This window comes from Balneola sp. (assembly GCA_003712055.1).
Taxonomy (GTDB): domain Bacteria; phylum Bacteroidota; class Rhodothermia; order Balneolales; family Balneolaceae; genus RHLJ01.
Genome location: RHLJ01000001.1, coordinates 530,949 through 555,608, shown reverse-complemented (window position 1 = coordinate 555,608; position 24,660 = coordinate 530,949). Strand labels below are relative to the sequence as shown.

Below are 24,660 nucleotides of genomic sequence, written 5' to 3'. Positions count from 1 at the left end.
TTATAATCTGAATTAAGGCTAGTAATAACTATGCAAAATCTATTAGCAATACTATTTATAACTTTTTTTTGCACTGTAAGCTCGTTTGGTCAAACTCAGACACAAATGAATAAAGAAGCCGCTGAGGCTTACAAAATAGCAGATGCTGAATTAAATCAAGTATATCAAAAGATACTGCAAGAATACTCAAGCGACTCTTCTTTTGTTGAGGCTTTAAAAGTTTCTCAACGCAATTGGATAGAATACCGTGATTCTGAATTGAGGTTGAAATATCCGGAAAAGGAGCAAGGCTTTTATGGAAGTGTTTATCCTATGTGTATTTCATACTATATGACTGAATTAACAACCGAAAGGATTGAGAAACTACAAATTTGGCTGACCGGAATTGAGGAAGGTGATGTTTGTGCAGGATCTGTAAAACGAATAGACCCAAAATGATCAAAGGCCTTTACGAGACCCATTTATTCGTTGAAAATATAGAACGCTCAATTAAGTTTTATGGAGAAGTACTTGGGTTAACACAATGTCATTACGAAGAGAAACGAAGGGCAGCTTTCTTTTGGATTGGTGAGGATAAACAAGCCATGTTGGGACTTTGGGAGAAACCCAAAGAAGAAATCGAACAACGTCATTTTGCTTTTGAATGTGAACCTAAATGGATACTCAATGAATCCGTTGATTTTCTTAAGTCGCATAACCTGGAGTACTGGAATTTCCTGAGTGACGGCACGGATCGTCCTATGGTCTTTGCCTGGATGCCAGCAATAGCCATTTATTTTAATGACCCGGATGGGCACCCTCTTGAGTTCATTGGGATTTTAGAGGGGAAAGCACGGCCCGAACAAGGTATACTTAGCTATGAACAGTGGTTGGAGATAGAAAAATAGATTTAGAAGCGTTACTTCCAAAGGATAAACATGATTTAGAAACGGCAGAGAGCCTGAAAAACTATTCTTATTCAGAAATAAAAAACATTATTCCCGAATTATTGGAATGGGTTCAAGATATGAACTGGCCAGTTTCGGTACCGATAGCTGATTATCTCATTTCAATCTTTGAGCATCTATCTTCTTACTTTATCGAAATCCTTAAAGGAGAGGATCAAATATGGAAGTTTTATTGTTTGCACATTATAAAAGATTCTAGAAAACCATTAGGCCCAGTTCTATTTTCAGAAATAGAAAGAATTGCTAAAAATCCCACCTTTGGAGAAAAAGAAAATGATTTACACCATATAGCAATGGAGATTGTAAATGAGGGATATGAAGAAGAAACTTAGCGATCTAACAAGAGAGGACTGGAACCGACTATTTCCGGTTGAATTGGTAGATCAAAATCCTGAGTGGAAAACTCTTTTTGAAGAAGAGAAGGCGCGGATAATTGAAAAAGCAAGGTGTGAAATTATTCTGCGAACTGCCGCTTATACAATTTTTCTTATCTGTTTTCTATTCGGGTTATCTGCTGTTTCATTTGCACAAGAAAATCTTAAACAGGCAAAATCCCTGATAGAACAATTAAAAAAGGACTCTCCTGAGTACCACGGAATTCCATTAAACAGATACCTGATAACAGATATAGATTTTGATGGGATTTTTGAGGTAGTTGAATGTGTCAACAGAATTGAAAATGAGTGGACGGGAGCTTTAAATGTAGAAATGGCTCCAGCATTCGACTATGAAAATATTTTCAGATTTGAGGCGGGCAGCTTTACCGAAAACTACTCAAACTACAAATGGTATTTAAATCGGAGGTTAGTGCATTACAAACTTTGGAAGAATTTGATTGTAAATCCTGTTTCCCTTACACCCGATTCAGAAAGGTTTATTGAAGATAATAAAGATCACTTATTGAATGAGATTGAAAGATTGATAACACTAACCAATGAGCGACTAAAAGAATAACTCTATCCATATTTTATCGAAATGATTGATGTTGAAAGTTTAAATCTGAGGTTACTAGACCTGGAAGGAGTTAAAACCCTGGTGGGCTGGGCTATGGAGGAAGGATGGAATCCCGGCAAGCACGATTACGAAGCCTTCTACAAAGCCGATCCGGATGGCTTTTATGGTTTTTTTTATAAAGATAGACTTATCGCCGGAGGAGCCATTGTCTCCTATAGCGGAAACTATGGCTTTATGGGTTTATTTATTGTGCATCCCGATTTCCGGGGTAAAGGAATTGGAAACAAACTTTGGTATTTACGTCGGGATAAATTGATTGAAAGACTCAACAAAGGAGCGATAATAGGAATGGATGGCGTGGTTGCAATGCAGCCTTTTTATCAGAAGGGGGGCTTTGAAATTGCTTTTATAGATGAACGGTATGAGTGTATTGGGAAAAGCTTTCCTGTAAGTGAAAACATATCCAACATTGAACCTGAGGAGTTCTATCTGATTTTAGAATTCGATACTAAATGTTTTGGCTATGAAAGAGCACAGTTTTTATCCAAGTGGTTTAAACTTCCTGATAGTCAATTTTTTAAGTACTCGAATGGAGATGAAATAGACGGCTATGCGGTAATCCGAGAGGTTGAATCAGGATATAAAATTGGGCCTCTTTTCGCGAATAATGAGATAGTAGCGCAAGAGCTATATAAGGCGTGCTTGAATAGCGTGATTGGGGATCCTGTTTATCTGGATATCCCAACCACAAATAAAGGCGCCCTAGAGTTAGTGAAAAAATACGACGCCAAATATGTGTTTGAATGTGCCCGAATGTACTACGGAGGAAATCCCGAAGTTGATATTAATAGAGTTTTCGGGATTACTACCTTTGAATTGGGGTAAAGCTATTTAAACCAGTACACCCTTCAAAGTCTCACCAATATCGGCAGGACTTTCAACAACAGTGATACCTGCTTCAGCAAGGGCTCTTTTCTTTTCCTGAGCAGTTCCTTTACCTCCAGCAATGATAGCACCAGCATGTCCCATTCTTCGTCCCGGAGGCGCGGTTGATCCCGCAATAAACGCAACTACTGGCTTGGTCACATGCTCTTTGATATAAGCAGCAGCTTCTTCTTCAGCTGAGCCACCAATTTCACCAATAAGAACGATAGACTCAGTATCCGGGTCATCCTGGAATAGTTTAACTGCATCAAGGTGAGTAGTACCAATTACCGGGTCACCACCAATACCAATTGCAGTACTTTGGCCTAATCCCACTTTAGTAAGCTGATCAACTGCTTCGTAGGTAAGCGTACCAGATCGGGAAATTAATCCAACAGAACCGGGGGAAAAGATGTTACCAGGCATGATTCCAATTTTAGCTTCGCCTGGAGTAATTACTCCGGGGCAGTTTGGACCTACAAGTATAGCTCCACGGCTTTTTACCACCTGCTTTGCCATAATCATATCTTTAACTGGAATGCCTTCCGTGATACAAATAATTACTTCAATACCAGCAAAAGCAGCTTCTGAAATAGCATCAGCGGCGAAAGCGGGGGGTACAAAAATGACTGAGGTATTAGCACCTTCTTTTTCAACGGCGTCAGCAACCGTGTTAAAGACAGGACGATCTAAATGAGTTTGCCCTCCTTTTCCGGGAGTAACACCACCAATAATAGTGGTTCCATATTCAATCATTTGACCTGCATGGAAGCTACCTTCGCTTCCTGTGAATCCCTGTACAACAAGGCGGGTATCTTTTCCGACTAATACGCTCATTATTTGTGTTTTAAAATTCTGGATTTTGAGGGCAGGAATATACGGGCTAGTTCACAAAGTAGCTAAGTGGTTGAAGCATAATTATGGTTAAAATTGCCAGGAAGTATAAGGCCCAAAGGGGCAAAGGGGCAGAGGGTCTAAGATGGGGGCTTATTTTGCCAAAACTTTACCCCTCTGCCCCTTTGTGCCTTTGAGCCTTTGTTACTATAATTGAAAATGATTTCAGATGCCAAGAAAGAAGAAGTTCGTGATGCAGCCGATATAGTCGAAGTAATTTCTGATTACGTTAAGCTCAAAAAGTCGGGGAGTGGGTTTATTGGATTATGCCCTTATCACAATGAGAAAACGCCTTCTTTTCATGTTACTCCGCGCCTGGGAATTTATAAGTGCTTTGGATGTGGCGAAACCGGTGACGTATTCAAATTTGTTATGGATCAAGAAGGCGTTGGTTTCAATGAAGCCGTACGCCAACTGGCAGATCGGTATGGTGTATTTATTCCTGAAGAAGAGCAAAGTCCTGAACAGAGTGAAAGCAACCAGCTCAAAGAGGGAATTTACCACGCATTAGTGTACGCTGGTCATTATTACTACCTAAACCTTATGAAGAATCCTGAAGCAAAAAAGGCATTAGAGTATTTGGATAAAAGGGGATACACAGGTAACACCATTAAAAGTTTTGGTCTTGGTTATGCACCCTCTGGAGGATCCGACTTATGGCTTGCGGCCAAAAAGGCAGGAGTTGACGAGCAATACCTGGTTGAAGCTGATCTCATAAAGCCTAGCAAACGAGGAGAAGGATATTATGACACCTTTCGGGGCAGGCTCATGTTTCCAATTTTTGGACCTACTAATAAAGTAATTGCCTTTGCAGGTCGTGTACTTGGAAATGAGAAGACGGCCAAGTACATCAATTCTGCACAAACCAAAGTGTATAACAAAAGCGAGGTAGTGTATGGGGTTAACTTCGCCAAGAATGAGATCAGAAAGCATAAAGAGGTAATCCTGGTTGAGGGATATACCGATGTAATCACATTGAATCAGCATGGGATCTCAAATGTTGTGGCGAGTTCGGGTACTGCCCTGACTCCAGGACAAATGAAGGTTCTTTATCGCTATGGTGAAAAAATCACCATGATCTATGATGCGGACAATGCCGGTCAAAATGCGATGAAGCGGGGAATTGATATTGCTTTGGCTGAAGGAATGGATGTTGAATTATTGGAGCTTCCGGATGGAGAGGACCCCGATTCATTTGTAAAGCAATTCGGAAAAGAGTCTTTTGTGGAAATGAAACAGAAAGAAGGCCGAGATTTCGTGGACTTCCTGATTCTGAAAGCAGAAGAAGAGCAGCGGATGGATAATCCTTCTCAACAGAGTAAGGTGATCACAGAGATTCTGGAGGCTATAGCAAACATAAAGGAAGAAATTAAGAGGCAGACCTATGTTCAACATCTCCATCAACGCACACAGAAATACCGAAGAGGTTCAGATCGTGAGTTGTTTGAAGAATTGGAACGGGTTCGATCAGTAAAAAGGAGAGAAGAGCAACGATCTAAGCAAAGGGAAGAATTTCGAGCATCAAGAGAGTCTGAACAGATTCCACCACTGGAAAGTCATGTTTCAGAAATGATTCCACTTGAAGGCGATCTTCCAGTACCATCACCTTCGAAAAAACCACATTACGAGAAAGAGTTAATTCGCTTAATGGTTAGCTATGGTAAGGATATGGTGACCTATATTTGTTCTTTGACTAATGATCGATTATTTGAAGATGAAGAGCTTAGGATGTTCTACAGTGATATAGTGGAACGATATAAGAACGGTGAGGAAATTTCTTTTGATACTTACTCAGGAAAACCTGACCCATTCCCACGCTTAGTAGGCGATGTATTTCTTGAACAACATTCAGCCAGCGAACGGCATCATGAGAAAGTAGGGCTGAAATATGAAAAGGATAAAAATCCTTATCGGACTGCCAAGAGCACTATTAAAACCCTGGAGTTGAATTTTTTCAAAAACAAGCTTACCGAGTTATCTGAAAAATATAAAGTGGCTGATGATGAAGAGAAGAAAAAGATTATACAGGTACAGGCAGATGTTCAGTCTAAGATCACAATCAGAGAACGTACCGATTCCGATGACTTTTATCCCGACCCGGAAGGAACTTCAGAGAATGTGGTGAATGAGAAGGTGTTTGAGTATAAGATGAAAGGGGAGTGAATCAATTACTCAATGTTCAATTATCAATTTTTCAATTAAGAATTGGTAGAATTTTATTCCCATTCTTAGTTGAAAATTGAACCATTGTTATTTGTTAGCCTTTGAGACAATTAAACATCCAGCGGATACCAAACTTATCTTCAAGCTGTCCAAATACGGCGCCCCAAAAAGTATCTTGTAATTCCATATGAACTGAGCCCCCCTCACCAAGCTTGTCCCAGATGGCTTTCATTTCAGCTTCGTCGGTAAAAGAAAGGTTGAGATGGACATTATCACCCGCTGTTACTCCTTTGTGAGGCGCTCCATCAGAAAACATTAGCGATGTATCATTGAATTTCAATTCGGCGTGCATCACTTTTTCTTTGTAATCGTCTTCAACCGGCATGTTGGCATCTCCAAAGCGTTGGAGAGAAGTCACCTCTCCACCGAATACATTAGTATAGAAGTTTAAAGCTTCTTCACAATTTCCAGGAAAAAATAGATATGGTATAACTGATCCCATGTTTTTTCTTCGTTAGTTTAAATTTTATTGATACCCAAAACTGTACGCAATAGTGGCGCAAATTTTTTCGGCTATTGTAATTTCATTTGGTGTAAGAAACGCCTTCCATTTACCTGCGTTTGAACTATCGATTGGCTTTGTATTATCCGTTTTACCAATTGAAATCCCAGTGTGTAATTTGTGATGATTTAGCATATCACTGTGCCATTTTAAATTTAGCCTATTTAAGAGGTTACTAAGTTCTTCTTTTGGTTTTCGAATGAGGTTTTCATAATAAATGATGCTATAGTCTACTTTGTTTGAATCGTATAGGCTTAATAGCTCTTGTTTTAGTCTCCAACATAATGCTCCTATAAATACCTGTTGCTCTCTATCATTTTCTAAAACAGACCGATTATTAATGATAATTTTATACTTCTCAATCAAATGCATTAGATCATCATCAAGATTATGTTGAAGGGAAGTGATACAATTTTTTATTTCTTTTGGAGCTCCATTGGGGTGTACAACCCATGACAGGGTTTTGGAAGAATCCATACTAACTTTCAAGGTCAAATTTATCATAGAAGATATTACATCCCGGTAGTCTCTGATGCTCCAAAATACCTTCAGGTTAGGTAGAACCTCGAACGTGCGAACTGCAGCAGAAAAGTTAGGTAGCTTAAACGATACATATGGATGAAATTTTGAATCGTTTAGATAAGATTGAAGTAATTCGAGCTTAAAGTCTGCTTCATCAATTCCGTGAATTTCAGGGTGAGAATCTAAAATCAGATTTAATAATGTAGTTCCACTCCGTTGGCAGCCGGTTATAAGTATGGTCTTATTTTGCATTTGGCGGAAGCCCCTTTCTCATTTTAGGAGTGTTCTAAATGCTTGTTAATGCATACACCAAAATATTGACACCCATTTTAAGTGCACGCTCTCTAACATCAGGCGCATTATTATGCACTTCGGGATCTGCCCAACCATCTCCTAGATTTGATTCATAGGTGTAGAAAACCACTAGTCGTCCATTTCTGAAGAGTCCAAATCCCTTGGGAGACTGATTATCATGTTCATGGATTTTAGGAAGCCCATTGTTGAATTCGAATACCTGGTTATAAATGGGATGATTAAAAGGGAGCTCAATAAGCTCTTCATCAGGGTATACTTCTTTTAGCAGCTGCCTTACGTGCTCATCCAGCCCATAATCATCATCCACATACAAAAAGCCTCCGTTATCCAAGTACTTTCTAAGGTTTCGAACTTCAGTGTTGTTCGTTGTAATAGTTCCATGGCCGGTTAAAAACAGAAAAGGGTAGGAGTGAATGTCGGTACTTCCCAGTGAAACATCTTCATAGTTCCCATTAATGCTAATAGGCACATACTGGTTGGTGTAGCGGATAAGGTTGGATAGTGAAGATGGGTCATTGTACCAATCCCCTCCACCTCTATATTTAACGCGGGCTATTTCGAAACCATTTATATCCTGTGCATAAACAAGCCCGGAGGTAAAAAAGAAAAACGATAAAAGTATTGGTACTAATCGCATGATGGCAATGTATTAAAAATCCGGATTTCTTCTAATGAAAGTCCGAATGGTATCAGAAGCCATTGCTCCAAAAAGCCCTATACCACCTTCTACATGAGTAATCACATTTTGAATTTCACCAGGAGAAAGAGTAGATCCACCCAATTGGACTTCCTCTGACCGGACATAGTCAAAGATGTTGTCATCTACTGTAGAGGCAACAATATCATTTTCTCCATAGAAGGCCACTGCGATCCAGGGATAACGAACGGTGATGCTTCCATCAGAATTAACATCGAAGTTGCCTTCATTAAGTAACCCAGAAGCTGTATTTGAAAACTCTTGTAAATCGTCCTCACCATCATAAAAGTCGGCATATAAAGGAGTGAGGTTATCCGGATCGGGATTTACGGCAAGAGTATTGAATATGTACACATTTTGACGTCCCGGATATGAGCTTTCTGAAAGAGTTACTTCAAGCTGGTCTGTTGATTGATATACAAGTGTATCAAGGATTCCTCCAACCACAGTAAAATTACCGGGAACAATAGCTGTAGCAGAGATTTCTTCATTTTCCTGAGTCAGGACTTCCAGTCTATATGTTCTGGAAGGGAGCACAATGTGTGGAGAATCAGGTATATAGATTCCGGCTTGCCTCATTCCGAAAGTAAAGGTTGAGTCGATTCCGGTTCCGTTTTCCTCCAGTAAACGAACAACCACATTAGCTCCTTCAACAGCGGTGTTTTCGAAGCTATAAAATTCAAAAGCAGGGGCTGTGGTAGAAAGGCGAACTTGCTGTAAAGCCCGTCCGGCTATCAGGTAGGATTCTACAACATAAAACTCCTCGTAATCGCCTTGAGAATAATCGTCACAAGCAGTGAGTACCAAAATGCTGGAAGTAAGTAGTAATAATAAATTCTTCATGATCTTAAAACTTTACGGTATAGGAGAATCCAGGGATGATTGGTAGTTGGGTTACATTGGTAACATCTATTGGGTTTTCGTCAAAATCGAAGGCCTGGAACCATACATTTCTTCTGGAATAAGCGTTAATAACCTGTAATTGCCATTCAGCTTCTCCCAACCCAAAAAATGTTCCTTTTCTTGAGAATGATAAATCCAGGCGATGGTAGGCAGGGAGTCTTGAAGCATTTACATTTTCAACAGTAAATGAATCATTCTCATCAATGCCCGAATATGGTTCATCAAATAACGCATACCTGCCCAGTACTAAGGTATAAGCCTGCCCTGTTGCATATACCCAAGCCCCAGTTACTTTCCATTTACGGCTTAATCTGTAGTTCAAAACCAGATTTACGTCATGTGTTCGGTCATATTTTGGAGGATAAAAACGGGCTTCGTTGTTTTCATCTCCAAGACGAACATTGAATCCTGGGAATTTACGCCAGGTTTCTCCCCAGGTATAGCCGATAAATCCATTAAGCCGACCGACTTGCTTTTCAAACATTGCTTCTACTCCAAAAGCATAACCTTCACCAAAGCGGAAGACATCACTATAAACTAAACCCGCAGCATCAGGTAAGAAAGGATCTAATTCAAATAAATCTTTCATTGTACGATAATATGCCTCTATGTCAAGGCCATAATCTTTGAATGGGATTGTTTTAGCACCTATAACGAATTGATCACCATAAGCCGGGTCAACTCCTTCATCAGTAGTTAGCCATACATCGAAGCCAGAGAAAGCTTCATTTGTGATAAGGGTAAAAAACTGGTTGTATCGGCCATATGCTGATTGAAGGCGAATACGATCGTTTAGTTTGTGCTCAATGGACAGGCGCGGCTCTAATCGCAGGAATTCTCCATCAGAAAAATAATTTAGCCGGGCTCCACCAATTACTTTCCATTTATCAGTGGGTCGCCAGGTATCTTGAACGTAAAAGGAGCCATATCGGGAATGAATTCTTGAGCTAAAACTGTCCTGATTATCGAAGCGGTCTTGTAATCTTAAGGTGAAGATACCTGCCCATAGCCCCGTAGAAATCTGATGCTTCTCATTAGGTAAGTATTCCAAGTCCGACTTTATGGAGTATTCATAAATATTGTTGTCCCGTTCGAAGGGAGTACCTCCAAACTCAAACTCCGGAGTGTTGAAGTATCGGGAGCCGGTAATAACAAAGTTTGAAAACAGCTTTTCATTGAAAATATGAGTCCAGTTACCGCTAATGGTTCTGTTTCCATAGTTGAGCAAGAACTCAGCATCATCAGCAAAAGGAAAGCGAACTTTATCTGTTCCAGTGTAGGCAGCTATGGAAAACTTGTCATTTTGAGAGGCATCGTAGTTGATCTTTCCATTGAAGTCTAGAAAATAAAATAGGGAAGGAATATTATCTATGTTTTGGCGAAGAGCTGCTAACAATGGCTCAAGCGTTGACCTTCGAAATGCAAACATATAGGATCCCTTTTTGATTGGGCCCTCAATAGAAACGCGGGAAGCCAAGAGACCAAGAGTGGCGGAACCCGCAAATTCATTTCTGTTTCCATCTTTATTATAAATGGAAAGAACCGATCCTAATCGGCCACCATATTCTGCAGGATACCCACCTTTATATAAACGAACATCTTTAATAGCATCAGGATTGAAAGTGGAAAAGAATCCAAAAAAGTGACTAGGATTATATACTGTTGTCCTGTCAAGAAGGATAAGTGTTTGATCGGGGCTACCTCCCCGGATGTATAAACCACTTGAAAAGTCAGAAGCAGATTTAACACCTGGAAGAAGCTGGATGGAGCGAAATACATCGGCTTCGAACACAGAAGGAAGGGATTTAATTAGCTCTGTAGTAACCTGCGCAGTACCAATTGACTTCAATTCTTCTTTTTCAGCCTGAGATTCAACGATAATTTCTTCTCCTACTAAAGACTCTGGCTCCAACTCGATATCAATTCTAAAGTTTTCACCAGCTTCAAGAGTAATCTCTTGTTGGAATAGCTTGTATCCAATATATGAGGCTGCAAGAGTATAAGTGCCAGGTTGGACATTGGTTATTGTGAAATAGCCAAGCGTGTTTGTAGAAGCTCCCCGGTTATTTTCCAGAAAAGCTACATTTGCACTGATTAAGGTTTCACCAGTTTCCGAGTCCTTGACATACCCGTTTACAGAAGCGAGGTTTTGAGCGTTTATTGAAGAGTGGAAGAATACCACAAAGAAAACGCCGAAGATAAATTTATACATGAATTACTAGGGACAAGTTTGTCATAAAGTGATTAGTAAAAATAAAGCTATATAACTTTACTAGTGTTAAGATATTATTTTCTCGACCAGTTGATTGGTTATTTCAACGAATTGGTTTTTGATTCAATCGGCTACTTATTTTAATCATTAAAGATTCAAACTTTTTTGCGTATTTGAATCTTCATTTGGGATTTTAAGTGATGTTCCAATTTCTTTGTTCAATAATCTTATGAAATGAGCTGAAAGGAGAGGAGACTCTTTCTCAATATTTTGATGAACAAAGAAATACAGTTTTTCCATCCCGTGTTCTTTCCAGGATTTTATTCGGGTTACCCAATCATCTAATCTTTGGTAATCACTTTCGTGGTTTGCTCCAACATAACGCACAAAAGCAACAGGGGTGGTTAGCCTCATATGGAGTAAGTCTCTTCTTCCAGCTGTATCTGTAACAATGTTAGCCACTTCATGTTCTTCAAATAATTGGTATATCTGGTTGGCAACTACTTCGTCATTGAACCAGTCGGTATGCCTCAGCTCTATTGCTAAGGGTAAGTCTTTTGGCCATGCATCGAGAAAGGAATAAATACGGTCAATATCCTTCGGTTTAAAATCATCTCTAAGTTGAAGGAAAATCATTCCCAGCTTCTCATCAAAAGATCGAATAGGGATAGTGTATTCCTCGATTAGTGATTCTACACCTTTTAACCTTTTGTAGTGACTAATACTATTAACCACCTTTGGAAAGAATTTAAAATCATCCGGAGTTTTGTTATTCCATCCAGAAACAACATCTGCTCCAAAAATTCGATAATGGGTAGCATTGAGCTCAATAGAATTGAATTGAGTAGCATAGTACTCTAGTTCATCTTTGGTACCTCTTGGATAAAATCCTTTCAAATCACTGCGATTCCATTTGGCACAACCCACAAAAGCCTCGAATTTATCTTTATTTCCGTTTGATAATGCTTTTGCAGTATCAGGGTGATCAGGCGGTAAGGTGAAGTCAATGATTTCAGGGTTAGATACGCTACCGAATTTCATTATTTCGTTTTGGTTAATTGTTATTTGTTAATGGTATGGGTTAGGAATTCAAATAACCATTAACAAATAACAAAACCCTCAGTTCCCAATAAAGAGTGTGTAATTTCGTATATTTGACTGTTCTTTGAATTAATGGGGGTGTTCTGGATTCGACGGGATGAGTAACACCGTAGGTTGCATGTCGAGAAATTCCAATGAATCTCGTAAATCATTCATTATGGAAACCAAAATAATTGACAACAATTATTCTTACCGCTTAGCAGCATAAACTGCCTAGCCGTTCCTCTGGTTAAGTGCCTATCATTGCCAGACTGAACGTCATACCAGATAGGATAGCGTAATAGGGTTTCCTGTCTTCATTGCGCGAAAATTCACAGGATAGTCTGTTGTCGCTTGGTTACTAGGCTCGGCTTCAGGCGAATTTAAAGTAGTAACTAAACATGTAGACGCTTGCAGGTTTACCTTTTCGGACCGGGGTTCGACTCCCCGCACCTCCACCATTTGTTAAAGCCAATCTTGTGAAGGATTGGCTTTTTTTAATGGTCTATTTTTGGTATACCAAGAAAATTCTAGGTACATTGCTCGAGTTAATTAGATATTAATGGGCTAGCAATTGGGTAGGGTGACTAAAGCCTTAGTATTTTTTGTCGTACTGGGTACATTATGCGCGGAAAGTGTTCTTTCCCAAGATATTTCTATTCGTTTTGAGCAGATTACTACTGAAGACGGGTTATCTCAGAGTACGATCAATGCCATTCTGCAAGACAGTCGTGGGTTTCTCTGGTTTGCTACAGATGATGGACTTAACAGGTATGACGGATATGAATTTAAAGTCTACCGGAACCTCTCTTACGACTTCTTTTCGATTTCAAATAACCAGATATCTACGCTCATTGAGGATAGGAATGGTTATATATGGGTTGGCACCAAAGGAGGAGGGTTAAACAAACTAGATCGAGAGCAAGAGCGATTTGTTCGGTATGTTAATAACGAGGAGAACCCTAAATCTATCAGCCATAATTATGTAAATGTACTTTTTGAAGACGAAGCCGGGGTGATTTTGGTTGGCACACAAAAAGGGTTGAATATTTTTAATCCAGAGTTGAATGAGTTTTCAGTGTACTCAGAAGTTGAAGATCACAAGGAACTCGGTGAGGCTGAAATTACTGCGCTATATAAGGATAGTAATGACTTTATATGGATTGGGACAGAAGAAGACGGGTTATTTCGATTTGATCGAATATCCGGGGAGATAAAACATTTCGAGCGTGGTGGAGAGCACCCAATCCCTGATAACTGGATTGTAACTTTATATCAGGATAATTCAGGAACCCTTTGGGTGGGCACACAATCAGGTGGTTTACTTCGTTATTATGAAGAACAGCAAAGGTTTACAAGTTTTACCTCAGTAAATTTTTCTAGTACAAGTATCAGTAATAACTGGGTACTTTCTCTTTTTGAGGATTCCCGAGGCACTTTCTGGGTAGGAACCTTGAATGGTCTAAATACCCTTGACAGGGAATCAGGAGCATTTACAAGTCTTATGGATCTGAATTATCCGATTAATCTCAGTAATAATTCAATTTCTGCTCTGTATGAAGATCGATCGGGAGTAATTTGGGTAGGTACCCGAAATGGAGCTCTAAACAAATTTATCAGGTCTTCTTCTGAAAGTTTTACTGTATTTCAAAATGACCCATCCAATACCAGAAGTTTGACTAATAATAATATCTGGGCTATTTCTGAGGATGATGATCGAAATATTTGGGTAGGTACGCAAGGTGGTGGAGTTGATGTACTTACACCGGGAACTAATCTATTTAAAAATTATCGTAATAGTCCCAACAACCCCCGCTCATTAAGTAATGATTTTGTAAATGCTATTATAAAAGATGATATGGGCCAGATATGGATAGGTACCATAGATGGGCTCAATAGATATAATGAAGAGGCTGATGAATTTATTCACTTTAGGCACGATCAAAACGATGAGTCTACTATAAGCGGAGACATCATTACTACACTCCTGGAAGATAGTAGAGGAATTCTCTGGGTAGGGACTTTGAATAATGGTCTAAATGCCTATGATAAGGAGACAGGAAATTTCAGGCGTTTTGAGACTATCGAAAATGATCCTTCTTCAATAAGTCACAACAAAATATGGTCTATGTATGAAGATAGACGTGGTGTGTTTTGGGTTGGTACACATGGATTTGGGCTTAACAGATATGATAGAGCTCGAGGTATATTTACCCGCTTTACCAACGATCCAAATGATGAAAAGACCATAAGTGATAATTTCATTAATGTCATTACACAGGATAGGGATGGTAATCTTTGGATTGGGACCATTAATGGGTTAAATAAGTTCGATGCTGAAACAGAAACCTTTATTCGTTATTCCACCCAGGAGGGGCTGCCAAATGATGTTATTTATGGCATTATAGAAGATTCAAAAGGTCATTTATGGTTGAGTACGAACAGTGGTATTGTTGATTTTAACCCAGAAACAGAATCGTTTCGTGTATACGATATGGGAGATGGGTTACCGAGTAATGAATATCGATTTGGAGCCTATCACAAGGCAAACGATGGCTCTCAGTACTTTGGTGGTATAAATGGGATGGTGTTATTTAAGCCGGACAGTATTCAGGATAACCTCTATATCCCACCTGTTGTTATTACCGACTTCCAAATTTTTAACGAAGATGTACCCATCTCTGCTGTAGGATCTCCTCTAAAGAAATCGATTATAGAGACAGAAGAAATTGAATTAACATGGAAAGAGGAAGTAATCTCCTTTGAGTTTGCAGCTCTCCATTTTGCAGCTCCTGATGAAAACCAGTATCAATACAGGATGGAAGGATTCGATTCTGAGTGGCAGGATGTTGGAAACAGACGATTCGTTTCATATACAAATTTACCGGAAGGCTACACTTATACCTTTAGAGTTAGAGCGTCTAACAAAGATGATATTTGGAATATGGAGGGTACAGCCATAAAGCTTAAGATCCTTCCTCCGCCATGGAAAACTTGGTGGGCATATGGCATCTATTCTATAATTGGAGCGGGGTTATTAATTGGCTTTGTTAATCATCAAATTTCCCGGGAAAGAAAAAAGAAAGAACAAGTAGTTCAATATAATGAAGAACTTGAGGCCCTGGTAAAGGAGCGTACAATTCTATTAGAGATTGAAAAAGAAAAAAGTGAAGCTCTGCTATATAATATGCTTCCGAAAGAAATTGCTGATGAGATTAAAGATAAAGGATCAGCTACACCGAGAAGATATGAAGAAGTTAGTGTGCTATTTACTGATTTTGCGAATTTCACTTCTACTGCAGCCACTATGTCGGCAAAGAAACTGGTTGCTGAGGTAAATGAGATCTTTGAAGGTTTCGATAGTATTATTGAAAAATATGGGATGGAGAAGATCAAGACGATTGGTGATGCTTATATGGCGGTCTCAGGATTACCAGTTGAAAAGCCTGACCATGCTTATCTTTGTGTAAAAGCTGCAAAAGAAATGCAAGAGTTTGTGCAAAAACGAAATGAAGATGCTGCTGTAAAGTGGAAAATGAGAATAGGTATCCATAGCGGTAGTATTATTGCCGGTATAGTGGGCAAAAAGAAGCTTACTTATGATATTTGGGGATCAACGGTGATATTAGCGAGCAGGATGGAAGAAGTAAGCGAAACTGGAAAAGTAAATATTTCGGCTACAACCTGTGATTATGTACAAGAGTACTTTAAATGTGATTACAGAGGCAAGGTAAATGTCGAAGGTCAGGGAGAAATGGACATGTATTTTGTTGAAGAACAAATTGCATCTCCAGAGGAAGAAGTAGAAAGTACTGTCTAGTTTTACCTTAGTTTTTATTCGAAACTCATTCTTAAAAGTAAAAGGCAATATTAAAAGAAGGCTGAATACCTAAGTCATAAATATCGGTTCTGGACGACCCTATAGAATCTCTACGATTTCTCGCTTCGATGGTAATTTGGCGTATTTCGGAATACCACGGGTTATTTCTATTCAACAAATTATATACTGAAAACGAAGTTCTAAGTGATCCTTTATTTAGTTCGACATTATAATTTAAGGAAGCATCAAACCTTGAATAATAGGGGAGTCTTGGTTCGTCTTCTTCTATTTGATCATTTAATCGATCCGGAGTACCGCTTCCGTAAGTCCAAGCCAGGTAAAAATCAAAAGCTCTTGAGATATCTAATTCACCGGCAAATGAGAATTGATGTCTTCGATCCCAATCTGCATAAAAATATTCACCATCATTAATACGAGGGTTTCTTAGTTCGATAGAGGATAATGTATAAGCCGAGCTCAGTGTGATTTTAGAAAAAGTACTTTTAACAAAGAATTCTACACCTCTTCCTATGCCTTCGTTTTCAAAAAACCAGGGAGAATCGGTAGTTCGAAAGGAGCTTGAGATACGGTTAGAATTCAATTCGTGAAACCTCAAGTTGTCATAATCCTTTATATAGGCTTCTGCCTGTATATATAACCTAGTGAAATATCTGGAGCGGATTGCTGCGGAATAATAGTTCACAGAAGAAGGTGCCTGATCTTCATTACTCAAAATCCAGAAGTCGGAACTATTGATATTATAAAACTGCAATCGATTTATGAACTGATGATTTTTACTGTAACCAAGGCTAACAGTAAGGGGTTCATCAATTTCAAACTCAGCTTTAATCCTGGGAGACCAACGCAAATATCTGCCATTACTAAAATAATGTACCCTATTACCAATTCTTAATTGTACAGGTGATATAGAATTGATGTCTAGCTGATGGAAGACATCGACCAGTTGACTGGTTCGCCTGCTTCTAAATGATTGGCGAGTAAGGCTTCTTTCTACATATTCTACATCAAAATCACTATAGTTGATACCATAATCCATAGTTATTCCACCTAGTGAAGAATGGAAATTTTGTTTTGCAGAAAATTCCTGAAGTGAGTTCTCAAGATTAAGGGTGCCAAGGAAACTAGAGTTTTCATTTGGGCCATTATCATTTTGTCCCCTTCTGATCTGGTATTCAAAATCACCTTTGGAATATTCGCTCCCATAACTACTAATACCTACGCTGGTTTCAGAAAAAGTATTATCCGAAAGGATGGTATTAAATGAAGCAGAGGCAGTTTGTGAGTTCCAGTCATTTATTGTTTCATAAAGGTTCTGTATATCTACTTCATCCCGAAAATAGCTTTGTGAAGATTCATCAGAGCCAATATATCCACTCAATGTTAGCTGTCCTCCTCTTGCGTTTTCGACATAAATCTTACTGTGTAAATCATAAAAACGTGCATCCGTATTCTGTATGTCAAAGGTATTAAGACGAACGTCTGTGATAAGATTTTCATTGACTTGTTCCGGAAGTACGACTTTCGCAGGGCGCTGTACATCCAGGCCATATTCAATCAATCCCTGGTTATTAAACCAATTCAACTCGTCCATATGAGAGATTCTTCCTGAAAATAACCAACTGGCTTTACCTTTAGCTAAAGGTCCTTCAAGTGTGGCCTTGGTGGCAGTATTACTGAAACCAGCCGATCCTGAAACTCTGTTTAACGATCCGGTTCGTGTAATTAATGAAAGAGTTCCTCCTAATGGAGCCTGAAATTGAGCTGGGGTAATATCATAATAAAACCCACTTGTTTTGAGTGCATCCGGATTCATTGCATCTAAGAGTCCAAATAGATGGCTCTGATGATATATAGTTTGACCGTCAAGCAATACCTGGAAACCATCAGCAGCGCTTCCCCTGATATTTATTCCATTATTAACAGCAGAGCTCATTGAAACAGAAGGTAATGATTGTAGAGATCGCACAGAATTATTCTCACCGAGAGGATTAAATGTGCCAACTTTAACCAGGCTACTTAATACAGAATCGGATGCAGTATAAAAATTGATTCCTTGTATAAGAATCTCAGATCCACTAAAAGGTTCTGGTTCTAAGCGGATGGATATATTCGCCCAGTTAGTTATTTCATCAAAAGATAAGTTCAGACGTTGAGGTTCATACCCCACAAAAGAAACCAGGAAAGTGAGATTTTTTGCATTGGAAACTGCTTCAATATGAAAAGTTCCATTAGGAGTACTTGACGTTCCATATAGTTTGCCTTCATCCCTCCATGAAATGGTAGAATAGGGGAGGCGTTCTCCGGTTTTACTATCCAGGATAAAACCGGAGATTGAAATCTTTTGGTCTTTTTGTTTCCCGGATGTAGAATAAACTAGAGCCTGAAATCGCTCTTTGTCAATTTTAAGCCCAATATTTCTAAGTTGAAGGTTTTCTGATAGTACCTCCATCAGGTTGTCTTCTTCTGCCGTTAAGGTAATTTTAATATCTGAAACCAGTGCTTCACGATATAAAAACCGATAGGGAGTTTGGCGCTCTATATCGGAGATAACTGATAGAAAAGGCTTGTTCGAATACGAGAATGTTTGCGCATTAACACTTCCCTGGAGTAATGCCAATACGACTAATAGAGGTCCGTAAATCCGGGAAATGGAAACCATGTGCAATTAATTGATTGCTACAAATACATACTTATCATCAGCAGCCTGGCGGAAAGTTCCACCTAAAACTAGGCCTAAATCTTCTAAAGTTTGTGAGACAGAGTCAAGTCTTAATGAACCAGTAACTGTACTTATATCATCAAGTGGAGAAACGTCAATTGTAATATTAAAATGTTGGCCTACTTCTGCAACTACTTCTTCAGGAATGCTCGAATTAAATACGATAGTATTACTAATCCAATCAGTAAACTCTTCAGCCAATGCTTCATCAGTATAAGAGATAATACCGTCAGTAATCATAGAAGATTGCCCTGGTTCCAGAATTAACGGCTCTTTTCCATCAATCGTATTAAATGATATGCGTCCTTCTTCCAGATATACTTTCGAGGAATTTCCCCAACTACTCAGGTTAAAGCGTGTACCGAGTACAGTAACAACTCCTTGTCCGGCTGTTACGCTAAAGGGGCGATTCTCATCCGAAGTTACATCAAAATATCCTTCGCCAATGATCGAATAAGTGCGCTCGTCATCGTTAACAGCTAATTCAAATAATTGAGAATAGGGTCTAAGAGTAACCTCGGTGCCATCTTCAAGAGATATAGTAGTTATCGTCGAGTCGCTTTGTGCTAACAGTGCAGTATCTGGCGTTGAGGTTGTAATCCAAAAGAATCCCACAAAAGCTGCAATTAAAACCACAGCAGCAGCGGCCCATGTATATGCAATTCTACGCTGAAAGAGAGGAGTGATCTTAGCTGCTTTCCTTGTCTGCAAGTCAATATTCTTCCAAAGTTTGGTAGAATCAAGTTCATAGTTTTGATAAGTTTTTTGTTCCTTGTCTTTGAATTCCACCAGAACATCAATAAGGCGATTTTTGAGAGAAGTAAAAGAATCCCCAGAGTTTAATACTTCTCCAAGTTGTTGTGACAAAATCAAATCAGGATCATCGTCGGGGAGTAGTATGTTTTGTTCTTCTGACATATTAGTAGAATGAATGGAAAAGCAAGCTACTTGAAGTAGCCTGCTTTTCTGTGGTTAGTGATCATCATTTGGGTCGATCATCGGTTAGTTTCGTCGTTTGCCATCTTTGAGTGAGAAGCGAATAACTCTGTCGATTCTATCAAATCTCATAAGTGCTGTTCCATCATCTTCTTCAAGATCAATCACACCTTCAACTAGTGTTTCTTGAGGTATACCATTTATGGTTTCGCTCATGGATATGCTATAAGTGATAGTTCCACTTACTCCATTTTCCAGGTTACCATAAACCTCAACAGTATCTTTATTGATTTCAACGTTCTCATAGGTAAGATTGATTTCGTATGATCTTGCCGAAGTACTATCATTAAGAGCGCCTTCTGCATCACCTATTCCTGTATGAGTACCATCCATAGTTAGGATTGTGTTTGTAGAATGCACACCAGTTATATCGAAACTATCTGTTTTTGTAAAACTGGAAGTCTTGGTGGTGTCCTCATAAGACCCGGTTTTATTACTATTGAAAACAATTGCTTCAATTGAATCTCTTTCAGCTCTTGGTCGAGCAATAAATTCGCCATCAAGGTCTGTATATATAATTTCTTGTAGCGTACTTACAGATTTTGAATACCGGTTATTCTCTACAATCCGCTCATAAGAGATGGTGTGTACACCTGTTAAAGAATCGTATGAGAAGCTGTAATTACGTTCCCTGCCTCGACCCCCGTTTCCTCTTGGTCCTGATTTGCTTCTACCATCAAAATAAAAGATTCCCGTAGCATCAACATTTGAAAAAGCATCGTACATACTTGAGATTAATCCAGACTCGTCATCAGCAAGAGAAGAGGCTGCGATTTCGGCTGCAAATTGTATGTCTTCTTCACTAAGAGACTCGACTTCATTGTTTACTGAAGAACAAGCAGAAAAAGTTAACCCTGTAGTAAGGGCCATCAACAATAAATATTTTGGATTTATAAAGGACTTCATGGTTCTAACTTTAGATTGGTTTTTAGATTAAATTCTTGATTCAATCCTAATACACATAATTCCAGGAACACCCCTAATTGGGAAATTTTTATCGATCGTTGCCTATCGAAATTTCTCCAACTTCCCTCTTAGCTCTTTAAGAGCAAGTCCCATATGGTTTTCTATAGTTTTAACCGATACCTGTAAGGTTTCTGCGGCTTCTTTGTAGGTGAATTCCTGAATAAAACAGAGTCGGAATACAGCTTGTCTTTTTTCAGGCATAGACCCGATAGAATTTTCGATGATTTCTCCCAGCTCTTTTGCCTCAAGCCTGGCTTGTACATCTTCGCTGCCTTCTTCAGTAGCTATATCTGCATTCTCATCAAACTTAGCAGTATCCCGGAACACATTGAGCATTCTGGTATAGGCAATCCGGAAAAGAAATGCTTTTAATGATTTGGTTTCATCAATTTGGGCTCTTTTTTCCCATATATATACAAATGCCTGTTGAACCAGGTCTTCAGCTTGTTGTTCGGAAACTCCCTTTTTTAATAAGAAATGAAATAGGTAGGAGTGATGACGTTCAAAAAACTTCTTAAATGCTTGATGATCACCTTTTTTTATGGCTAATAATAGCTGGGGGTCGTCATTTTCGTCTCCCTTTTTTATAGCGAGAAGAAATAGTAGATACAGCACGTAAATATTCATGGCCGAATATAAAGGCCTGTATTCAAATACCACAAAATTAAATCAGAATTACTACTTTTTAGGTCATGAAATTTACTTTACTATTTCTATTCATCCCTTCACTAATATTAGCCCAGGAGAGCAAAAGTGTAGAGTTATATAATGTTGAGAAGGAGGATAAGATTGAGGTATTTGTAAAGAATGACAACATCTTTCCTATTACGCTTCAGGTAGAAATGGATTTTTCTAATCTTAGACCTTCTCAAGGTCTTCCTTTAACGGAAGTAATAGATGCGAAAGCGGATATCAAGATTTTGGAACTTTTTCCAATTAAACAACATGGCGGTTGGGAATTAGAGACTTCGTACAGGTTTTTTATGGGAAGTATTTTTGCTGATCATACAGATGATTTTGTATATCGACTCCCATATCGGTTAGGAACTCAAAGAAGAGTATCTCAGGGTTATAACGGTCAATTCTCTCACACGGGTAGTCTCAGATATTCAGTTGATTTTCAAATGCCGGAAGGGACTCAGATATATGCTGCCCGATCGGGTATTGTAGTAGAAACAGAAGAGAGCTATCGAGAGGGAGGAGATGACAAGTATTATATTGATAAAGCAAATTATATAACCGTTCTGCATGATGATGGTACATTCTCTGAGTACTCACATCTAAGACCTAATGGTGTAGTAGTTTCGGTTGGGCAAAGGATAAGAACAGGACAGTTGATTGGGTATTCAGGAACGACCGGGTATACTACCGGACCGCATCTTCATTTCAACGTTAAGCGGGTAGTCCAGGATGGCCGGTATATAACTATCCCGGTAAAATTTGCTACAAGAGAAGGAAATATCCAGCTTATAGAAGGGGAGAACTACCGGGCGCTTTAGAACAATCGAACATTGAACAATTGAACAATTGATCACTTCTTATTAATCTTATTCAATTCATTCAGAGATAAACCCTTCATTACTTCCTCATAATTGGAAATATCCTGAGGAAGAATAATTTGGTTCTCATCGCGACCCAGGCCTTTAAGTTTACCAAGATACTTTTCAGCAAGTCGAAGCTGCATCGCTTCTGCACCTTTGGGTTGAGACAATGCTTCTGCAATTTTTTCAATCGATACTGCTGTTGCTTCTGCCAAGGCCTCAATTTCTTGGGCTAAACCTTCGGCTTCATTAATTCTTCGCTGCATTTCCGCTTCAGAAATATTAATGATCTCCGCTTTTACACCTTCAGCGTCATTCACCTTGGAGCCTTTGACCCCTTCAGACTTTGCAATAACAGCTCGACGATCCCTTTCAGCAGTCATTTGCCGCTCCATGGCATTCTGAACAGTACGAGGAGTCATAATATTTTTAATCTCGTAGCGGTGAACCTTAATTCCCCAGGGTAATTCCATCTCACTCAGAACTGAAACCACTTCTCTACTCATTCTTGCTCTTTCTTCAAAAGTCTCATCCAAATCCATAAGCCCGATTACAGATCGGGTAGTAGTTTGAGCAAGCTGGATAGCAGCATACCTGTAATTAGTAACTCCATAGCTGGCGTTTACAGGGTCAACAACACTTAAATAGATCACGCCATCTACTTCAACCTTCACATTGTCTTTGGTGAAGCATTCTTGAGGTTCTACCTCGATAGTCTCTTCACGGAGATCTTGCTTATATACGACTTTATCAAAAAAGGGAACGAGCGCATGAAAACCAGGGCCAAGTGTTTTTTGGTAGTTTCCAAGTCGTTCTACAATATAGGCGTATTGGTTTGGTACGAGTCTAAATGACTTGGCTATTTTGTATAGAATAAAAAGCCCAAAAGCCATTACTAAACCAAAACTAACAGTATCTACGATTTCCCAAAATTCCATTATTTGTCTCCTTCCTGATCTTTGATGTTCGAACTTACAGCAGTTACCCCTTCAAAAAAGGTTTTGAGGTTCGCGGTTTCGGTTGGAAGCACAGAGATTTTGGAAGTCTGTATAATTTTTCCAAACTCGTCGATGTATTGTTCTACCAGTTTAGTTTTAACCGCTAAATCTCCACCAGGCTTTTGCATGGCCTCTGCTATTCGCTGAATGCCATTTGCGGTAGCTGTGGCCACCAATTCAATCTCTTTGGCTTTACCCAGTGCTTCATTGATTCTTTTCTGTCTGCTTGCCTCAGAAACAAGAACCTGGCTTTGCTGTTCACCTTCCGATTCATTAATTCTGGCCTGCCTGAAACCTTCGGAGTGTACAATCTCAGCTCTTTTTTCACGCTCTGCTTCCATCTGCTTTTCCATGGTATCAACAATCTCATTGGAAGGGCGGATATTTTTAATCTCATATCTCAAAACTTTGATTCCCCACGGGTCGGCAGCCTTATCAATTTCCCGAACGATATTTTCATTCATCATTTCCCTTTCGGAGAAGGTATCATCCAGTGTAATTTTACCAATTTCACTTCTCATTGTCGTTTGAGCAAGATTGATGGCTGCGGCTTGATAATTGGAAATCCCATAACTGGCTTTATATGCATCCATCACTTTGATATAAACCAATCCATCTACGGCTACCTCGATATTGTCATTAGTAATACAGGTTTGGCTTGGAACATCTAATACCTGTTCTCTCATTTCGCGGCTGTAAGCTGGTCGATCAACAAGTGGGATCAGAAAATGAAAGCCTGGTTTGAGATTTTTTTTGAATTTCCCTAACCGTTCCTGAATTACCTCCTCACGAAATTCAACAATGATAAATAGCCTTGTGATTAAGAAGTATAGGACCAACAATGTGATCAAAGTTCCTGTCCAAAACATGACGCCCTAGTTTGATTGTTTAAGTTTTTGTGCCTGTGGTGGATTCAATTTATCCACGGGTTCTACAATCCAGGTTGTATTATCCCTATATACAATACGAACCTGAGTACCGGCAGGAATTTCTCCTTCCAAAGAACGAGCCTGCCAGGAGATTCCTTGGAAACGGATTCTACCTTCATTGGTTTCATCATTTATTGGTTCTACTACATCAACAATTTGATCCATAGCTTCAAAGTCCTCATCAGCTACTTTAAAGCTACTTTCTCCGCCAAAATATTTTTTAAGTACTGGAAGGGTTAGAATGGTAAGAATAGTGGAAATACCTACCCATGCCAAAGTTGCAGTGACAGGATCATCTAGAATCCCTATAAAACGAGCAATACCAACAAGCAGCCCACTAAAGCCAAGAATCACTGCTGCACCGCTGGGAAGTAAGAATTCCAAGGCCATGAGTATGATTCCACCAATCACAAAAATCCAGGTTAGGGTATCTCCGTCCATGAGTGTTTTCTTCTTGATCTTTACGAAAAACATAGATAGCAAATTGAAAGCAAAAA

Annotated in this window: 22 protein-coding genes and 1 other RNA gene; 9 read left to right on the top strand and 14 right to left on the bottom strand. The window is 39.2% G+C overall.

Going from position 1 to position 24,660, the window contains the following annotated elements:
• The first annotated feature begins 30 nt into the window (after nucleotides 1-30).
• The 5 genes from ED557_02515 to ED557_02495 are packed head-to-tail and all read left to right on the top strand — an operon-like array spanning nucleotide 31 to nucleotide 2,786.
• The gene (locus ED557_02515; GenBank protein ID RNC85664.1) at nucleotides 31-438 is read left to right on the top strand and encodes a DUF1311 domain-containing protein; all 408 of its coding nucleotides are present in this window, start codon (nucleotides 31-33) and stop codon (nucleotides 436-438) included.
• The gene (locus ED557_02510) at nucleotides 435-887 is read left to right on the top strand and encodes a VOC family protein (GenBank protein RNC85663.1); all 453 of its coding nucleotides are present in this window, start codon (nucleotides 435-437) and stop codon (nucleotides 885-887) included. The genes ED557_02515 and ED557_02510 overlap by 4 nt, the downstream gene beginning before the upstream one ends.
• Nucleotides 866-1,279 (top strand): DUF5071 domain-containing protein, encoded by a 414-nt coding sequence (locus ED557_02505; protein RNC85662.1) that lies wholly within the window; start codon nucleotides 866-868, stop codon nucleotides 1,277-1,279. Before ED557_02510 ends, ED557_02505 begins: the two co-directional genes overlap by 22 nt.
• Nucleotides 1,254-1,901, top strand: a complete 648-nt coding sequence (locus ED557_02500; protein RNC85661.1) for a hypothetical protein — start codon at nucleotides 1,254-1,256, stop codon at nucleotides 1,899-1,901. The genes ED557_02505 and ED557_02500 overlap by 26 nt, the downstream gene beginning before the upstream one ends.
• A 21-nt stretch (nucleotides 1,902-1,922) precedes the next feature.
• The gene (locus ED557_02495; GenBank protein RNC85660.1) at nucleotides 1,923-2,786 is read left to right on the top strand and encodes a GNAT family N-acetyltransferase; all 864 of its coding nucleotides are present in this window, start codon (nucleotides 1,923-1,925) and stop codon (nucleotides 2,784-2,786) included.
• Nucleotides 2,787-2,792: 6 nt separating this feature from the next.
• Here ED557_02495 and sucD read toward each other — a convergent pair whose 3' ends face one another.
• Nucleotides 2,793-3,662 (bottom strand): succinate--CoA ligase subunit alpha, encoded by an 870-nt coding sequence (gene sucD, locus ED557_02490; protein ID RNC85659.1) that lies wholly within the window; start codon nucleotides 3,660-3,662, stop codon nucleotides 2,793-2,795.
• 216 nt (nucleotides 3,663-3,878) lie between these two features.
• On the opposite strand from sucD, the gene ED557_02485 reads away from it, so the two are divergent.
• Nucleotides 3,879-5,882, top strand: a complete 2,004-nt coding sequence (locus ED557_02485) for a DNA primase (GenBank protein ID RNC85658.1) — start codon at nucleotides 3,879-3,881, stop codon at nucleotides 5,880-5,882.
• 94 nt (nucleotides 5,883-5,976) lie between these two features.
• Here ED557_02485 and ED557_02480 read toward each other — a convergent pair whose 3' ends face one another.
• From ED557_02480 to ED557_02455, 6 genes are all read right to left on the bottom strand, one after another.
• Nucleotides 5,977-6,384 carry a VOC family protein gene (locus ED557_02480; protein RNC85657.1) on the bottom strand — a complete coding sequence of 136 codons (408 nt, stop codon included), beginning with the start codon at nucleotides 6,382-6,384 and terminating at the stop codon, nucleotides 5,977-5,979.
• 24 nt (nucleotides 6,385-6,408) lie between these two features.
• Nucleotides 6,409-7,218 (bottom strand): hypothetical protein, encoded by an 810-nt coding sequence (locus tag ED557_02475; protein RNC85656.1) that lies wholly within the window; start codon nucleotides 7,216-7,218, stop codon nucleotides 6,409-6,411.
• 34 nt (nucleotides 7,219-7,252) lie between these two features.
• Nucleotides 7,253-7,918: a DUF4159 domain-containing protein gene (locus tag ED557_02470; GenBank protein RNC85655.1), complete on the bottom strand. Its 666-nt coding sequence runs from the start codon at nucleotides 7,916-7,918 to the stop codon at nucleotides 7,253-7,255.
• Nucleotides 7,919-7,930: 12 nt separating this feature from the next.
• Nucleotides 7,931-8,821, bottom strand: a complete 891-nt coding sequence (locus tag ED557_02465; protein ID RNC85654.1) for a DUF4249 family protein — start codon at nucleotides 8,819-8,821, stop codon at nucleotides 7,931-7,933.
• A gap of 4 nt (nucleotides 8,822-8,825) precedes the next feature.
• Complete coding sequence (locus ED557_02460; GenBank protein ID RNC85653.1) at nucleotides 8,826-11,093, bottom strand: TonB-dependent receptor; 2,268 nt, start codon at nucleotides 11,091-11,093, stop codon at nucleotides 8,826-8,828.
• A gap of 147 nt (nucleotides 11,094-11,240) precedes the next feature.
• A complete protein-coding gene (locus tag ED557_02455; GenBank protein ID RNC85652.1) occupies nucleotides 11,241-12,134 on the bottom strand; it encodes a DUF72 domain-containing protein in 894 nt (297 codons plus the stop codon).
• A 134-nt stretch (nucleotides 12,135-12,268) separates the two neighbouring features.
• Here ED557_02455 and ssrA point away from each other — a divergent pair.
• Nucleotides 12,269-12,634: a transfer-messenger RNA gene (gene ssrA, locus ED557_02450) on the top strand.
• Nucleotides 12,635-12,747: 113 nt separating this feature from the next.
• The gene (locus ED557_02445; protein RNC85651.1) at nucleotides 12,748-15,993 is read left to right on the top strand and encodes a histidine kinase; all 3,246 of its coding nucleotides are present in this window, start codon (nucleotides 12,748-12,750) and stop codon (nucleotides 15,991-15,993) included.
• Nucleotides 15,994-16,024: 31 nt separating this feature from the next.
• On the opposite strand, the gene ED557_02440 is transcribed toward ED557_02445, so the two are convergent.
• The 4 genes from ED557_02440 to ED557_02425 all read right to left on the bottom strand — a co-directional run bounded on the left by ED557_02440 (nucleotide 16,025) and on the right by ED557_02425 (nucleotide 21,322).
• On the bottom strand, nucleotides 16,025-18,673 hold the full coding sequence (locus ED557_02440; GenBank protein ID RNC85650.1) for a TonB-dependent receptor: 2,649 nt from the start codon (nucleotides 18,671-18,673) through the stop codon (nucleotides 16,025-16,027).
• A 6-nt stretch (nucleotides 18,674-18,679) separates the two neighbouring features.
• Nucleotides 18,680-19,651 (bottom strand): hypothetical protein, encoded by a 972-nt coding sequence (locus tag ED557_02435; GenBank protein ID RNC85649.1) that lies wholly within the window; start codon nucleotides 19,649-19,651, stop codon nucleotides 18,680-18,682.
• A gap of 84 nt (nucleotides 19,652-19,735) precedes the next feature.
• Nucleotides 19,736-20,635, bottom strand: coding sequence for a hypothetical protein (locus tag ED557_02430; protein RNC85648.1), 900 nt, complete (start codon nucleotides 20,633-20,635; stop codon nucleotides 19,736-19,738).
• A gap of 102 nt (nucleotides 20,636-20,737) precedes the next feature.
• Nucleotides 20,738-21,322: an RNA polymerase sigma-70 factor gene (locus ED557_02425; GenBank protein ID RNC86148.1), complete on the bottom strand. Its 585-nt coding sequence runs from the start codon at nucleotides 21,320-21,322 to the stop codon at nucleotides 20,738-20,740.
• A 65-nt stretch (nucleotides 21,323-21,387) separates the two neighbouring features.
• Between ED557_02425 and ED557_02420 the strand changes: the two genes are divergently transcribed.
• Complete coding sequence (locus tag ED557_02420; protein ID RNC85647.1) at nucleotides 21,388-22,194, top strand: M23 family metallopeptidase; 807 nt, start codon at nucleotides 21,388-21,390, stop codon at nucleotides 22,192-22,194.
• Nucleotides 22,195-22,226: 32 nt separating this feature from the next.
• On the opposite strand, the gene ED557_02415 is transcribed toward ED557_02420, so the two are convergent.
• Genes ED557_02415 through ED557_02405 form a run of 3 tightly spaced genes read right to left on the bottom strand, consistent with a single transcriptional unit; the run spans nucleotide 22,227 to nucleotide 24,604 of the window.
• On the bottom strand, nucleotides 22,227-23,174 hold the full coding sequence (locus ED557_02415; GenBank protein ID RNC85646.1) for a paraslipin: 948 nt from the start codon (nucleotides 23,172-23,174) through the stop codon (nucleotides 22,227-22,229).
• Nucleotides 23,174-24,103 carry a paraslipin gene (locus ED557_02410; GenBank protein ID RNC85645.1) on the bottom strand — a complete coding sequence of 310 codons (930 nt, stop codon included), beginning with the start codon at nucleotides 24,101-24,103 and terminating at the stop codon, nucleotides 23,174-23,176. Before ED557_02410 ends, ED557_02415 begins: the two co-directional genes overlap by 1 nt.
• Before the next feature lie 6 nt (nucleotides 24,104-24,109).
• Nucleotides 24,110-24,604 carry an NfeD family protein gene (locus ED557_02405; protein ID RNC86147.1) on the bottom strand — a complete coding sequence of 165 codons (495 nt, stop codon included), beginning with the start codon at nucleotides 24,602-24,604 and terminating at the stop codon, nucleotides 24,110-24,112.
• Nucleotides 24,605-24,660: the final 56 nt, after the last annotated feature.

Bases quoted from the DNA above. Each gene is read 5' to 3' on its own strand.
- ED557_02515 (RNC85664.1), top strand. From the start codon at position 31: ATGCAAAATCTATTAGCAATACTATTTATAACTTTTTTTTGCACTGTA.
- ED557_02510 (RNC85663.1), top strand. From the start codon at position 435: ATGATCAAAGGCCTTTACGAGACCCATTTATTCGTTGAAAATATAGAA.
- ED557_02500 (RNC85661.1), top strand. From the start codon at position 1,254: ATGAGGGATATGAAGAAGAAACTTAGCGATCTAACAAGAGAGGACTGG.
- ED557_02495 (RNC85660.1), top strand. From the start codon at position 1,923: ATGATTGATGTTGAAAGTTTAAATCTGAGGTTACTAGACCTGGAAGGA.
- sucD (RNC85659.1), bottom strand. From the start codon at position 3,662: ATGAGCGTATTAGTCGGAAAAGATACCCGCCTTGTTGTACAGGGATTC.
- ED557_02485 (RNC85658.1), top strand. From the start codon at position 3,879: ATGATTTCAGATGCCAAGAAAGAAGAAGTTCGTGATGCAGCCGATATA.
- ED557_02480 (RNC85657.1), bottom strand. From the start codon at position 6,384: ATGGGATCAGTTATACCATATCTATTTTTTCCTGGAAATTGTGAAGAA.
- ED557_02475 (RNC85656.1), bottom strand. From the start codon at position 7,218: ATGCAAAATAAGACCATACTTATAACCGGCTGCCAACGGAGTGGAACT.
- ED557_02470 (RNC85655.1), bottom strand. From the start codon at position 7,918: ATGCGATTAGTACCAATACTTTTATCGTTTTTCTTTTTTACCTCCGGG.
- ED557_02465 (RNC85654.1), bottom strand. From the start codon at position 8,821: ATGAAGAATTTATTATTACTACTTACTTCCAGCATTTTGGTACTCACT.
- ED557_02460 (RNC85653.1), bottom strand. From the start codon at position 11,093: ATGTATAAATTTATCTTCGGCGTTTTCTTTGTGGTATTCTTCCACTCT.
- ED557_02455 (RNC85652.1), bottom strand. From the start codon at position 12,134: ATGAAATTCGGTAGCGTATCTAACCCTGAAATCATTGACTTCACCTTA.
- ED557_02440 (RNC85650.1), bottom strand. From the start codon at position 18,673: ATGGTTTCCATTTCCCGGATTTACGGACCTCTATTAGTCGTATTGGCA.
- ED557_02435 (RNC85649.1), bottom strand. From the start codon at position 19,651: ATGTCAGAAGAACAAAACATACTACTCCCCGACGATGATCCTGATTTG.
- ED557_02430 (RNC85648.1), bottom strand. From the start codon at position 20,635: ATGAAGTCCTTTATAAATCCAAAATATTTATTGTTGATGGCCCTTACT.
- ED557_02425 (RNC86148.1), bottom strand. From the start codon at position 21,322: ATGAATATTTACGTGCTGTATCTACTATTTCTTCTCGCTATAAAAAAG.
- ED557_02420 (RNC85647.1), top strand. From the start codon at position 21,388: ATGAAATTTACTTTACTATTTCTATTCATCCCTTCACTAATATTAGCC.
- ED557_02415 (RNC85646.1), bottom strand. From the start codon at position 23,174: ATGGAATTTTGGGAAATCGTAGATACTGTTAGTTTTGGTTTAGTAATG.
- ED557_02410 (RNC85645.1), bottom strand. From the start codon at position 24,103: ATGTTTTGGACAGGAACTTTGATCACATTGTTGGTCCTATACTTCTTA.
- ED557_02405 (RNC86147.1), bottom strand. From the start codon at position 24,604: ATGGACGGAGATACCCTAACCTGGATTTTTGTGATTGGTGGAATCATA.